Source organism: Janthinobacterium kumbetense (assembly GCF_023703445.1).
GTDB classification, from domain to species: domain Bacteria; phylum Pseudomonadota; class Gammaproteobacteria; order Burkholderiales; family Burkholderiaceae_D; genus Janthinobacterium; species Janthinobacterium kumbetense.
Genome location: NZ_JAMQGR010000006.1, coordinates 158,952 through 172,306, shown reverse-complemented (window position 1 = coordinate 172,306; position 13,355 = coordinate 158,952). Strand labels below are relative to the sequence as shown.

The window sequence follows — 13,355 nt, the reverse complement described above, 5'->3', positions numbered from 1 at the left end:
CTCCGGAAATGAAATGATGTAGGTTCATTATTGGGCAAAGAAAAGCCAAAGTCAAGAAATGAAACGATTGCATTTCATTTTAATTTGCACTACAGTGTGAGCCATCACTTACCTTCCCACTTATAAAGAGACCCAGACCATGCCCGATCCCGGCCTCAGCGATACCTTGCCAACCGATAAAGAATCCGACGACGCTGCCCAGGAGCTTTCCTGCTGCGGCAAGCCAGCCGGCCGCCCGCGCGCGGCCGACATGGAAGCGCGCATGGAAAACCTGCTGCACACGGCCGGTTGCCTGTTTCTGGAAAAGGGGTATGGAAAGGTCAGCCTGGAAATGATCGCCCGCGAAGCCCACGTGGCCGTGCGCACGATCTATGTGAAGTTTGGCGGCAAGTCGGGCTTGTTCAATGCCGTGGTGGAACTGCGCCGCGCCGCCTACTTCTCGACCATGCCGGCGCTGGAAACGGATATGCGGCCCCTGCCCACCATCCTGGGCGAGTTCGGCCTGCTGTTCGTGCAGCTCGTCACCATGCCGGCGGCGATCCGCCTGAATCGCATGGTGGTGGCCGAGGCGGCCACGCACCCGGAACTGGCGGAAACGTTTTACAAGGTGGGGCCGGGACAGACGCGCGAGATGCTGGTCAAGTTTTTCAGCCGGCCCGACATCGCGCCCCTGTTCCGCGCCGAGTTGACGCCGTCCATGCTGGCGCTGCACCTGCTCAATTGCCTGCTGGGCGACCAGATGTCGCGCCTGCTGTTCCCGCCGCAGGCGCAACCGGACGTGGCGCAATTGCGCGCCAAGGTGGCGGTCAGTCTCGACCTGTTCCTGCGCGGCACCCTGCGCCAGCCGCTGGCGGACTGACGCGGGACGGCTGGCCGGCCAGGTCAGCCAGGGCGGCTGCAGTCTTCCATCGCCGCCGCGTCGGCGTGTTCATCGTTCAAGCCCAGCGCGCGCAGGAAAGGCTGGGCCGCCGACGCGCCATCGAGACTGAGTGAAGACTCACTTCCATCATAGCGCTCGGGGCCATAGCGCATCAGGTCGAACGATGTCTCAAAGCGCTGCGCCAGGAAATACGTGCGGAAGTAATCGAAGGAAAACGCCACCTGGCCATCGGCCCGCAGCAGCAAGCCATGCGCATACAACGGCGCCAGCCAGTCCCCGGCCGCCATGTTCCAGCCCTTCACGCCACAATAGTCGCCGGCAAAGCGCTCCAGCTCCGCCGCGCTGAGAAAGACGGTCTTCGCTTCGAACATCACGAACGCCAGCTCCATCAGGAATTCGCGCGCATCGGCCGCCACGCCGGCGTCCACGCGCCGCGGCGCGCCCGCCATGCCCAGCAAGCCATCGAGATAGGCGCGCTCGCCCGCCAGCTGCGGCAGCAAGGTGGCAAACACATACTCGGCATCCACCTGCCCCGTTTCCTGCCCATTCGGCGTGTACAGCACCGACAGGGCGAAGTTCTTGCTCACGTCATCGAACTCGCGCAGGGACACCGTCCACTGCGTGCCTGCCTTGCCGTCATCGGCCGCGTCCGTGCCGAACTCGAGTACGGCAAACGCCGCCATCTGGCCATGCGCACCGTACAGGCTGCCGGGATTGCTTTTGAACAAGATGCCCAGCGACTTCATCAGCGAACTGGCATCGCCCGTATGCTGGTGGCCATGGAACACGGCGTGGATATTCTTGTAGTGCGCGCGCTGCTCGGCACTGGCGTGCTCATCGGCGGAGAAAAAGCTGAAGCCGGCATTGCCCAGCGCCGCAGCCGCGACACCCTGCGCGCGGCTGCCCGGCACCAGGTAGAACCGCGCGCCGGGCAAGCTGGCCGCCTGCAGCAAGGGGCGCAGGAAGTATTCGTAGACATACACGGGCGTCGTGCCGGCACAGGCGTCGGGCGCCACCAGCTGGCCCGTGAAGAAAATCGCATCGATCCTCTTGCCCGCCGCCAGGATAGCGGCCACATCCTGGTACAAGGCATGCAGCATCACGGCTTGCTCTTGCTCATCGGCCCGGCGCAAACGGACATCGGCAATATGGAGGGCGGTAAATTTTTTCATTGTTGCAAAACTTTCTTGGGGCCTATCCCAGTAGGGAGCGTCTTCTGCTGGCAGTTCATCAGGAGCGCGGACAAGGCGTGAGGAGCACGCGGGGCGAGCCACGCGACGACGGTCACCGCAGTCCCCGCTTCCGAGGGGCGCCAGCAGGGGATGCATTCATCCACCGGGGCAGGCTCTCATCGGTACAGCGGAACTTGACCGAACCCCACGCTGGCAACATTCCTGGAAAAATCACACGCTTCCATTGCAGCAAAAAGAAGAACATGGTGACAGACCTCCATTCTGCCACTTTTTCCATACGGCAATACTCACCAATTTTCACATGGGGCGTATCCGCCACGCCCCATCTGCGATTTACGCTGCCAGGATCAAGGGATATAAAAAAACCCGCAATCGCTTGCGGGTTTTTCGTGTAACAAGGTACGGCTACAACATCAGCGCTTGTGCGGCGGCGGCAAGTCCGTGCATACGCCTTCGCACACTTCGGCGGTTTTTGCCAACCTGCAGATCGATTCACTCAGGGGCGGATGCGGGTGGTAGCCCGCTCCAATAAAAAACCCGCAATCGCTTGCGGGTTTTTCATGTTGCAACGTGCGCTTAAAACATCAGCGCTTGCGCGGCGGCGGCAAGTCCGTGCACACGCCTTCGTACACTTCGGCGGCCATGCCGATCGACTCGCCCAGGGTCGGGTGAGGATGGATGGTCTTGCCGATGTCGGTGCCGTCGCAGCCCATTTCGATGGCCAGCGCGATCTCGCCGATCATGTCGCCCGCATGCGTGCCGACGATGGTGCCGCCGATGATGCGGTGCGTTTCCGCGTCGAACAGCAGCTTGGTGAAGCCTTCGGCGCGGCCGTTGGCCACGGCGCGGCCGGAAGCTGCCCACGGGAAGTGGCCCTTCTCGACCTTGATGCCCTTGGCTTTCGCTTCGTCTTCCGTGATGCCGGCCCATGCCACTTCCGGATCCGTGTAGGCGACCGATGGGATCACCTTGACGTCGAAGTGCGACTTCTGGCCGGAAGCCGCTTCCGCGGCCACATGGGCTTCATGCACGGCCTTGTGCGCCAGCATCGGCTGGCCCACCAGGTCGCCGATGGCGAAGATGTTCGGCACGTTGGTGCGCATCTGGCTGTCGACGTTGATGAAACCGCGGTCCGTCACTTGCACGCCAGCCTTGTCGGCTGCCAGCTTCTTGCCGTTCGGGCTGCGGCCCACGGCGACGAGCACCAGGTCGTAGATCTGCGGCGCCGGCGCCGTGGCGCCCGCTTCAGCCGCTTCAAACGTGACCTTGATGCCTTCCGGCAACGCTTCCACCGCGACCGTCTTGGTTTTGGTCATGATGTTGTCGAAGCGCTTCTCGTTGAACTTCTGCCACACCTTGACGGCGTCGCGATCCGCGCCCTGCATCAGGCCATCCATCATTTCGACCACGTCGATGCGCGCGCCGAAGGTGGAATAGACGGTCGCCATTTCCAGGCCGATGATGCCGCCGCCGATGACCAGCATGCGTTTCGGGATCTGGCGCAATTCCAGCGCGCCCGTCGAATCGACGATGCGTGGATCTTCCGGCACGAAAGGCAGTTTCACCACGGACGAACCGGCGGCGATGATCGCTTGCTTGAACTGCACGACTTTTTTCGAGCCGTCGCCTGCCGTCACCTCGATGTGGTTCGCGGAGAGGAACTGGCCCACGCCGGTGACGACTTGCGTCTTGCGCGCCTTGGCCATGCCGGCCAGACCGCCCGTCATGTTCGAGATTACGCCTTCCTTGTACTTGCGTACCTGATCGATATCAATGGTCGGCTTGGCAAACGTCACGCCCGTGTTCGACATGTGCGCCGTTTCATCGATGACGGAAGCGACGTGCAGCAGCGCCTTCGACGGGATGCAGCCCACGTTCAGGCACACGCCGCCCAGGGTGGCGTAGCGTTCGACGATGACCGTCGACATGCCCAGGTCAGCCGCGCGGAACGCCGCCGAATAGCCGCCAGGACCGCCGCCCAGCACCATCATGTCGACATCGATGTCGACCTGGCCGCTGTAATTGCCGGCCGGGATGGCGGCGACAGGTGCCGGTGCTGCCGCTGGGGCAGCCGCCGGAGCAGCTGCCGCAGGTGCAGGAGCCGCCGCAGGAGCGGCCGCGGCAGCGCCTTCAGATGCTTCCACCACCAGCAGCGCGCTGCCTTCGGCGATCTTGTCGCCGACCTTGACCTTGACTTCCTTGACGACGCCCGCGTGGGTCGATGGAATCTCCATGCTGGCCTTGTCCGATTCGACCGTGATCAGGGACTGGTCCACCTTGATGGTGTCGCCGACCTTGACCATCAGTTCGATGACTTCGACTTCCTTGAAGTCGCCGATATTCGGTACTTTTACCTCTACTGTGCTCATCAATCGCTCCTTACAGCAGAATTTTGCGCATGTCGGCCAGGACTTCGCCGAGGTACACGGAGAATCGCGCGCCCATCGCGCCATCGACCACGCGGTGGTCGTAGGACAGCGAGGTGCCCATCATCAGGCGCGGCTGGAAGGCCTTGCCATCCCATACCGGCTTGATCGAGGCTTTCGACAGACCCAGAATGGCCACTTCCGGCGCATTGACGATCGGCGTGAAGTGCGTGCCGCCGATGCCGCCCAGGGACGAAATCGTGAAGCTGGCGCCCTGCATGTCGGCCGGTTTCAGCTTGCCTTCGCGCGCCTGCAGCGACAGTTCCGTCATTTCGCGGGCGATTTGCGAGACCGACTTCTGGTCCGCGCCCTTGATCACGGGCACCACCAGGCCATTCGGCGTGTCGGCCGCGAAGCCGATGTTGTAGTACTGCTTGAGGATCAGGTTTTCGCCCTTGGCATCCAGCGAAGCGTTAAACGCGGGGAATTTCTTCAGCGCGGCGACGGAGGCCTTGATGACGAAGGCCAGCATGGTCAGCTTGGCCGCATCCTTGTTCTTCGCGTTGGCGGCGTTGGTGTCGACGCGGAACGCTTCCAGGTCCGTCACGTCCGCTTCGTCGAACTGCGTGACGTGCGGGATCATGACCCAGTTGCGGTGCAGGTTCGGACCCGAGATTTTCTTGATGCGCGACAGCGGCAGCAATTCGGTCGTGCCGAACTTGCTGAAGTCCAGCGACGGCCAAGGCAGCAGGTCCAGGCCCACGCCCGAACCGGCCTTGGCGACCGGTGCGTTCGGCGCAGCGACGGCGCCCGACATCACGCCCTTGACGAAATTCTGCACGTCTTCCTGGGTGATGCGGCCCTTCGGACCGGAACCGCCCACACGGGCCAGGTCCACGCCCAGTTCGCGCGCAAACTTGCGGATCGAAGGCGACGCGTGCGCCAGCTTGCCATTCACGGCAGGGGCGGCGGCAACTGGCGCCGGGGCAGCAGCAGCGACCGGCGCCGAAGCGACGGCGGCGGCAGGTGCGGCGGCAGCTTGCGCCGGCGCTGCGGCCGGGGCGGCAGCGGCAGGAGCGGCGCCAGCGGTCGTTTCCACGACCAGCACCAGCGAACCCTTGGCCACCTTGTCGCCGACCTTGACTTTCAATTCCTTGACGATACCGGCGTGACTCGATGGAATTTCCATGCTGGCCTTGTCCGATTCGACCGTCAGCAGCGACTGGTCGACCTTGATGCTGTCGCCCACCTTGACCATCAGTTCGATGACTTCGACTTCCTTGAAGTCGCCGATATCGGGCACGGTCACCTCGACCAGGGCCGGCGCGCCGGAAGCAGCAGGCGCTGGCGCTGGCGCGGCGGCTGGTGCAGCTTCAGCAGCCGGTGCAGGGACGGCAGCGGCAGGCGCTGGCGCCGATACCGGGACCGAGGCGTCGTCCGCCACTTCCAGCAGCAGGACCAGCGAGCCTTCGGCGATCTTGTCGCCCACGTTGACTTTCAATTCCTTGACGACACCGGCGTGGCTCGATGGAATTTCCATGCTGGCCTTGTCCGATTCGACCGTGATCAGGGATTGGTCGACCTTGACCGTATCGCCTGGCTTGACCATCAGTTCAATGATCTCGACTTCCTTGAAATCGCCGATATCCGGGACTTTGACTTCCACAATGCTCATAGCTTGCTCCGTTATTTTATTTGTCAGATGGACCCGCACACACGCCAGGGCGGCACTTTCGCACCGCCCTGGCATCATCGGGTCCGCACAACGATTACTGGGTCACCGGATTCGGTTTGTTCGCGTCGATGCCGTACTTGGCGATCGCCTGCTCCACCACCGACACGTCGATCTTGCCTTCGTCAGCCAGCGATTTGAGCGCAGCCACGGTGACATAATAACGGTTCACTTCGAAGAACTCGCGCAGCTTGGCGCGGCTGTCCGAGCGGCCAAAGCCATCGGTGCCCAGCACTTTATAAGTGCGGCCCTTCGGCATGAAGGCGCGGATCTGTTCTGCAAACGCGCGCATGTAGTCGGTCGTGGCGACGATCGGGCCGTCCGTGTCCTGCATCAGCGACGTCACGTAAGGCACGCGCTGCTCTTTCGACGGGTTGACCATGTTCCAGCGTTCCGCATCCTGGCCATCACGGGCCACCAGGGTCAGCGACGGCGCAGACCACACATCCGCAGCCACGCCCCAGTCGTTGGCAAGCAATTCGGCGGCGAAGATCGATTCGCGCAGGATGGTGCCGCAACCGATCAGCTGTACGCGCAGCTTGGCGTCGGCCGGGCCTTCCTGCAGCTTGTACATGCCTTTCAGGATGCCTTCTTCCTGGCCTGGCTTGATGCCTGGCTGGGCGTAGTTCTCGTTCATGATCGTGATGTAGTAGAACACATCTTCCTGGTTGGCGATCATGCGGCGCAGGCCGTCCTGGATGATGACGGCGACTTCATGGCTGAAGGTCGGGTCGTACGGCATGCAGGTCGGGATGGTCGCGGCGAAGATATGGCTGTGGCCATCTTCGTGCTGCAAGCCTTCGCCGTTCAGGGTCGTACGGCCAGCCGTGCCGCCCATCAGGAAGCCGCGGGCGCGCATGTCGGCCGAAGCCCATACCTGGTCGCCGATGCGCTGGAAGCCGAACATCGAGTAGAAGGTGTAGAACGGGATCATGATGCGGTCGTTGGTCGAATACGACGTCGCCGCAGCGATCCACGAGCTCATGCCGCCCGCTTCGTTGATGCCCTCTTGCAGGATCTGGCCAGCCTTGTCTTCGCGGTAGTACATGACCTGGTCTTTGTCGACCGGCTCGTACAACTGACCTTTCGGGTTGTAGATGCCGATCTGGCGGAACAGGCCTTCCATGCCGAAGGTACGCGATTCATCGACCAGGATAGGCACGACGCGCTGCCCCAGGTTCGGGTCTTTCAGCAGGGTCGAGATGACGCGCACGAACGCTTGCGTGGTCGAGATTTCACGGCCTTCAGGAGTCGCTTCCAGCACGTTCTTGAACGCGTCCAGGCCAGGCACGGGCAGGGTTTCTTCCGACTTCTGGCGGCGCTGCGGCAGGTAGCCGCCCAGGGCCTTGCGGCGCTCGTGCAGGTAGACCATTTCCGGCGCGTCGTCGGCTGGCTTGAAGAATGGGATGTCGGCCAGCTTGTCGTCAGGAATAGGCAGCGAGAAGCGGTCGCGCATTTCGCGGATGGCTTCGTCGTCCAGTTTTTTCGTCTGGTGCGCCGTGTTGCGCGCTTCGCCGGACTTGCCCATGCCGTAGCCCTTGATGGTTTTCACCAGCAGGACGGTCGGCTGGCCCTTGTGTTCCTGGGCGATCTTGAATGCCGCGTAAATCTTGTGCGGATCGTGGCCGCCACGGGTCAGGCGCCAGATGTCGTCGTCCGTCATGTTGGCAACCATTTCCAGCAGCTTCGGATGCTTGCCGAAGAAGTGCTTGCGCACGTAGGCGCCGTCTTTCGCTTTGTAGTTCTGGTATTCGCCGTCGACGGTTTCCATCATCACGCGCTGCAGGATGCCTTCCTTGTCCTGTGCCAGCAGGGCGTCCCAGCCCGGACCCCAGATGACCTTGACGACGTTCCAGCCGGCGCCGCGGAATTCGCCTTCCAGTTCCTGGATGATCTTGGTGTTGCCGCGCACAGGGCCGTCCAGGCGCTGCAGGTTGCAGTTGACCACGATGACCAGGTTGTCGAGCATGTCGCGTGCGGCCAGGCCGATCGCGCCCAAGGACTCCGGCTCGTCCATCTCGCCATCGCCGCAGAAGGCCCAAATTTTACGGTTGTCGGTTTTCGCGATGCCGCGTGCGTGCAGGTATTTCAGGAAGCGCGCCTGGTAGATCGCCATGTGCGGGCCCAGGCCCATCGACACGGTCGGGAACTGCCAGAAGTCAGGCATCAGCTTCGGATGCGGGTACGAAGACAGGCCCTTGCCGTCGACTTCCTTGCGGAAGTTCAGCATTTGCTCTTCCGTCAAACGTCCTTCGAGGAAGGCGCGCGCGTAGACGCCGGGCGAGGAGTGGCCCTGGATGTACAGCAGGTCGCCGCCGTGGTCGGCCGTTGGCGCATGCCAGAAATGGTTGAAGCCGATGCCCAGCATGTTCGCCAGCGACGCGAACGAGGACAAGTGGCCGCCCAGGTCGCCGTCGGCGCGGTTGGCCTTGACCACCATGGCCATGGCGTTCCAGCGCATCCACGAGCGCAGGCGCTCTTCGTATTCCAGGTTGCCGGGACAGTGTGCTTCTTGTTTGGTCGGGATGGTATTGACGTAGGCGGTGGTGCTGGAGAACGGGATCTGGGCGCCGCGGCGGCGAGCCAGGTCAACCATGCGCTCCATCAGGTAATGCGCGCGTTCCGGACCTTCATTTTCCAGCACGGCTTCGAGCGCGTCCAGCCACTCCTTGGTTTCCTGCATATCCGGGTCGGTGCCGATCTGTGTCGTTACCTGGTTCAGTTGAGCTGACATCTGTTGAGTCTCCTTTGTGAACGCCCCACCCCGATTTTCCGGATCGCTGTCGGACGGTATTTCGCTGATTATTTACTATTAAGTCGGTTTAGTGTGGGGATTCTAACAGCGTATTTACTATTTTTCAAATTACGATATAGCATTTCGCATTGTGGAATCACCCTATGAAATTTATGCTGCACTGCCGCAAATTCTGCCCGGAAATTAGGGTGATCAGAGTAGCAAATAGCGCCGAAACCGGAAAACTTGCGTGCCCTGGCCGCCCCTGCTCTACGAGCACACCAGCAAACCGAATTAAAGCCCCAGTCGCCAGCACAGGCATACCGGGCCAAGCGGGCCTGAAAAATGTCGAGGGCAAGGCGCGGCGACGCAGACAGTACGCCAGTACGGCAAGGAGCTGCAACGCCGCCATCGGCATTTTCTCAGGCTCGCGTCTCCGGCCCGCTTTTTAACGTCACGGCATTGGCGCCAAAACCGCCCCTTTGCGCCGCCCGGCTTTATAATCTGTCTTTTCCCTCCTACCAGCTCTCAGCCTCCCTACCATGCCAGCACAACTGATCGACGGAATCGCCCTCTCCCAAAAACTGCGCAGCGAGATCGCCACGCGCGCCGCCGCCCTCACGGCCAAGGGCACCCAGCCCGGCCTGGCCGTGATACTCGTCGGCGAAGACCCGGCCAGCCAGGTGTATGTCCGCAACAAGGTCAAGGCGTGCGGCGACGTGGGTTTCCACTCGGTGCTGGAAAAATATGAAGCGGACCTGTCCGAAGCGGACTTGCTGGCACGCATCGCCAGCCTGAATGCCGACCCGGCCATCCACGGCATCCTCGTGCAAATGCCCTTGCCCAAGCACATCAACCCGCACAAGGTCATCGAAGCGATCGCCACGACGAAAGACGTGGACGGCTATTCCGTCCTGAGCGCCGGCGAACTGATGACGGGCTTGCCCGGCTTCCGCCCGTGCACGCCGTACGGCTGCATGAAACTGATCGAAAGCACGGGCGTGGACTTGCGCGGCAAGCACGCCGTCGTCATCGGCCGCAGCAATACCGTCGGCAAGCCGATGGCCCTGCTGCTCTTGCAAGCGAACGCTACCGTCACCATCTGCCATAGCGCGACCCCGGACCTGGGCCTGTACACGCGCCAGGCGGACGTGGTCGTGGCCGCCGTCGGCCGCCGCAACACCCTGACGGCCGACATGGTCAAGCCGGGCGCCATCGTCATCGACGTGGGCATGAACCGCGACGACGACGGCAAGCTGTGCGGCGACGTGGATTTTGCCGGCATCAAGGAAGTGGCGTCGCACATCACCCCGGTACCGGGTGGCGTGGGTCCGATGACGATCACCATGTTGCTGATGAACACGGTCGAAGCCGCCGAGCGCATTTAAGAGGAGCACCTGAGACAATGCTCATGGCGGCGTTGCCTGGCCTTGAACATTTTTCAGGCGCTCCATATATGAAGACAGAATGGACGAACCGACGATGAACACCAACCCCCTGCTTGATTTTTCCGGCCTGCCACGCTTCGACGCGATCACGCACGAGCATGTCACGCCTGCCATCGATACCCTGCTGGCCCAGGCGCGCGCCACGGTGGTGCAGCTGGAAGCGCCCATGGAAGAAGTGAGCTGGGAAAACTTCGTCGCGCCCCAGGACCAGATCGCCGAAACCCTGGGCCGCGCCTGGAGCATCGTCAACCACTTGAACAGCGTGGTCGATACGCCCGAGCTACGCGCCGCCTACAATGCGAACCAGCCCAAGGTGACGGAATTCTGGACAGAACTGGGCCAGAACGAAATCCTCTTCGGCAAATACAAGCAATTGCAGGCCCGCGCCGATTTCGCCAGCCTGTCACCCGCGCGCCGGCGCATCGTCGACAATGCCGTGCGCGACTTCCGCCTGGGCGGCGCCGAGTTGCCCGAAGACAAGAAAGAGCGCTTCGGCGCCATCCAGGAAGAACATGCGGCCGTCTCGACGCGCTTTTCCGAAAACGTGCTCGACGCCACCAATGACTACAAGTTGCTGGTCGAGAATGAGCTTGACCTGGCCGGCTTGCCCGACGACGTGAAGGCCGCCGCGCGCGCCGCCGCCGACAAGGCAGGCAAGCAAGGCTACGAATTCTCGCTGCACTTCCCTTCTTATTACCCGATCCTGCAATTTGCCGACAACCGCGCGCTGCGCGAAACCATCTACCGCGCCAATGCCACCAAGGCATCGGACCAGGGCGACGTCTTCAGCAAGAAAGCGGACTGGGACAATACGCACAACATCGTCACCCTGTTGCAATTGCGCGAAGAAGAGGCAAAACTGCTCGGCTACGCCAATTTCGCCGAAGTGTCGCTGGTCTCCAAAATGGCCACTTCGCCCGCGCAAGTCATCGCTTTCCTGGAAGACCTGGCCAAACGCGCGCGCCCGTTCGCCGAGAAAGATTTGTTAGAACTGAAACAATTCGCGAAGGAAGAGCTGGGTATTGTCGAACTGCAAGCATGGGACGTACCGTACGCTTCCGAAAAGCTGCAGGAACGCCGCTACGCGTTCTCGGCCCAGGAAGTCAAACAGTATTTCCCTGAACACAAGGTGATCGACGGCCTGTTCCGCCAGATCCAGAACCTGTTCGCCGTCGAGATCAAGCTCGATGCGGCGCCCGTCTGGCACAAGGATGTGCGTTTTTACCGCATCGAGCGCGACGGCAAGCTGATCGGCCAGTTCTACCTGGACCTGTATGCGCGCGCGGGCAAGAGCGGCGGCGCCTGGATGGACGACGCGCGCGGCCGCCGCGCCGACGCGCAACACGTGCAAACGCCGATCGCTTATCTCACCTGCAACTTTACGGAACCGGCCGTGGTCGACGGCAAGGTACAGCCAGCCCTGTTCACGCACGATGAAGTCATCACCCTGTTCCACGAATTCGGCCACGGCCTGCACCACATGCTGACGGTGGTCGACGAGCTGGGCGTGTCGGGCATTGCCGGCGTCGAATGGGATGCCGTGGAACTGCCATCGCAATTCATGGAAAACTTCTGCTGGGAATGGGAAGTGCTCGAGCACATGACGGCGCATGCCGTCACGGGCGCACCGCTGCCGCGCGCGCTGTACGACAAGATGCTGGCGGCCAAGAATTTCCAGTCCGGCCTGCAAACCCTGCGCCAGGTGGAATTCTCCTTGCTCGACATGCATTTGCACTATGACTACGATGCCAGCACGGGCCAGAGCGTGCAGCAACTGATCGACGGCGTGCGCGCCAAGTTTTCGCTGCTCATCCCGCCACCGTTCAACCGCTTCCAGAATTCCTTTGGGCACATCTTCGCCGGCGGCTACGCGGCTGGCTACTACAGCTACAAATGGGCCGAGGTGCTGTCCGCCGACGCGTATGCGGCGTTCGAGGAAGCCAAGGTGCTGGGCCCAGCCGCCACCACGGCGGCAGGCAAGCGTTACCTGCAGGAAATCCTGTCCGTCGGCGGCTCGCGCCCCGCGCTGGAATCGTTCACGGCCTTCCGCGGCCGCGAACCATCGATCGACGCCCTGCTGCGCCACAGCGGCATGGCCGCCTGAGTCCGCCATGAGCCGCGTCGATTTTCACAGCAACGTGCCGGACAAGCTGGCCTACGCCTGCCGCCTGGCGCGCAAGGCGTATATGGCCGGCAACAAGGTCGTCGTCCTGACGCAAGATGGCGCCCAGCTCGACGCCTTGAACAGCGCCATGTGGACCATTTCCGCCACGGATTTCCTGCCCCACGTGCTGGCCGGCGATCCGCTGGCGGCGCAGACGCCCATCATCCTGACCGATGATGCAGCGGCGGACTTGCCGCACCACGACATCCTCGTCAACCTGTCGCAGTTGCCGCCCGCTAATTACGCGCAATTCCAGCGCGTCTTCGAGATCGTTTCCATGGATGAGCAAGATGCGCAGGCGGGCCGCCAGCGCTTCCTGCATTACCGCCAGCAAAACGTGCAGCCGACCCACTTCGTGGCAGGGAAGACATGAGCCAGCAGCCATTCGACCAGGGCATCCCCCTGCTGACGGAAGTGCTGTTGGGGCCGGAAGTGCCGGACCCTGCCGTGCCAGCTGCGCCTGCCGTCGAGGAAGCGCAGGTGTTGCCACCAAGCATAGTGCAACCCGACTGGGACGCCATCGAACAGCGCCTGACGCAGCGCATCCTGCATCAAGTCCAGGGCAAGATCGACCACCTGCTGGAAGAGCGCATTGCCCACGTCCTGCAGACGGCCCTGCAAAACGCCCTGATCGGCATGCGCGGCGCCCTGCGCGAAGACTTGCAGCAATCGCTGGAACAGATCGTGGCGCATGCCGTCAGCCACGAGCTGGGTCACCTGCACCCTCCCGCGCACTAAGACACCTGCAAAAACCTACTGCGCGTCGGTATAGGCGGCCTGCGATGCTCACCGTACCCTGGTACGGTTGCGCTTCTCAGCCACCTCTCCCTTCCGCTCG

The 13,355-nt window shown here is 62.3% G+C and carries 9 protein-coding genes; 5 read left to right on the top strand and 4 right to left on the bottom strand.

What is annotated here, in order from left to right; translation table 11 throughout:
• Positions 1-139 precede the first annotated feature (139 nt).
• Complete coding sequence (locus NCG91_RS17820) at positions 140-859, top strand: TetR/AcrR family transcriptional regulator (protein ID WP_251350660.1); 720 nt, start codon at positions 140-142, stop codon at positions 857-859.
• 23 nt (positions 860-882) lie between these two features.
• Here NCG91_RS17820 and NCG91_RS17815 read toward each other — a convergent pair whose 3' ends face one another.
• From NCG91_RS17815 to aceE, 4 genes are all read right to left on the bottom strand, one after another.
• Positions 883-2,052, bottom strand: coding sequence for a hypothetical protein (locus NCG91_RS17815; RefSeq protein WP_251350659.1), 1,170 nt, complete (start codon positions 2,050-2,052; stop codon positions 883-885).
• A 605-nt stretch (positions 2,053-2,657) separates the two neighbouring features.
• Positions 2,658-4,442, bottom strand: coding sequence for a dihydrolipoyl dehydrogenase (gene lpdA, locus NCG91_RS17810; RefSeq protein ID WP_251350658.1), 1,785 nt, complete (start codon positions 4,440-4,442; stop codon positions 2,658-2,660).
• Positions 4,443-4,452: 10 nt separating this feature from the next.
• Positions 4,453-6,114, bottom strand: coding sequence for a dihydrolipoyllysine-residue acetyltransferase (aceF, locus tag NCG91_RS17805; RefSeq protein ID WP_251350657.1), 1,662 nt, complete (start codon positions 6,112-6,114; stop codon positions 4,453-4,455).
• Between the two features lie 94 nt (positions 6,115-6,208).
• Positions 6,209-8,905: a pyruvate dehydrogenase (acetyl-transferring), homodimeric type gene (gene aceE, locus NCG91_RS17800; protein ID WP_251350656.1), complete on the bottom strand. Its 2,697-nt coding sequence runs from the start codon at positions 8,903-8,905 to the stop codon at positions 6,209-6,211.
• A 542-nt stretch (positions 8,906-9,447) separates the two neighbouring features.
• Here aceE and folD point away from each other — a divergent pair.
• The 4 genes from folD to NCG91_RS17780 all read left to right on the top strand — a co-directional run bounded on the left by folD (position 9,448) and on the right by NCG91_RS17780 (position 13,255).
• Positions 9,448-10,293, top strand: a complete 846-nt coding sequence (gene folD, locus NCG91_RS17795) for a bifunctional methylenetetrahydrofolate dehydrogenase/methenyltetrahydrofolate cyclohydrolase FolD (protein WP_099666771.1) — start codon at positions 9,448-9,450, stop codon at positions 10,291-10,293.
• 79 nt (positions 10,294-10,372) lie between these two features.
• Positions 10,373-12,457 (top strand): M3 family metallopeptidase, encoded by a 2,085-nt coding sequence (locus NCG91_RS17790; RefSeq protein WP_435526497.1) that lies wholly within the window; start codon positions 10,373-10,375, stop codon positions 12,455-12,457.
• Positions 12,458-12,464: 7 nt separating this feature from the next.
• Positions 12,465-12,890 (top strand): DNA polymerase III subunit chi, encoded by a 426-nt coding sequence (locus tag NCG91_RS17785; protein WP_251350655.1) that lies wholly within the window; start codon positions 12,465-12,467, stop codon positions 12,888-12,890.
• On the top strand, positions 12,887-13,255 hold the full coding sequence (locus NCG91_RS17780) for a DUF2486 family protein (RefSeq protein ID WP_251350654.1): 369 nt from the start codon (positions 12,887-12,889) through the stop codon (positions 13,253-13,255). The genes NCG91_RS17785 and NCG91_RS17780 overlap by 4 nt, the downstream gene beginning before the upstream one ends.
• Positions 13,256-13,355: the final 100 nt, after the last annotated feature.

Excerpts from the sequence above, each read along its gene's own strand:
- NCG91_RS17820 (WP_251350660.1), top strand. The coding sequence starts at position 140 with ATGCCCGATCCCGGCCTCAGCGATACCTTGCCAACCGATAAAGAATCC.
- NCG91_RS17815 (WP_251350659.1), bottom strand. The coding sequence starts at position 2,052 with ATGAAAAAATTTACCGCCCTCCATATTGCCGATGTCCGTTTGCGCCGG.
- lpdA (WP_251350658.1), bottom strand. The coding sequence starts at position 4,442 with ATGAGCACAGTAGAGGTAAAAGTACCGAATATCGGCGACTTCAAGGAA.
- aceF (WP_251350657.1), bottom strand. The coding sequence starts at position 6,114 with ATGAGCATTGTGGAAGTCAAAGTCCCGGATATCGGCGATTTCAAGGAA.
- aceE (WP_251350656.1), bottom strand. The coding sequence starts at position 8,905 with ATGTCAGCTCAACTGAACCAGGTAACGACACAGATCGGCACCGACCCG.
- folD (WP_099666771.1), top strand. The coding sequence starts at position 9,448 with ATGCCAGCACAACTGATCGACGGAATCGCCCTCTCCCAAAAACTGCGC.
- NCG91_RS17790 (WP_435526497.1), top strand. The coding sequence starts at position 10,373 with ATGGACGAACCGACGATGAACACCAACCCCCTGCTTGATTTTTCCGGC.
- NCG91_RS17785 (WP_251350655.1), top strand. The coding sequence starts at position 12,465 with ATGAGCCGCGTCGATTTTCACAGCAACGTGCCGGACAAGCTGGCCTAC.
- NCG91_RS17780 (WP_251350654.1), top strand. The coding sequence starts at position 12,887 with ATGAGCCAGCAGCCATTCGACCAGGGCATCCCCCTGCTGACGGAAGTG.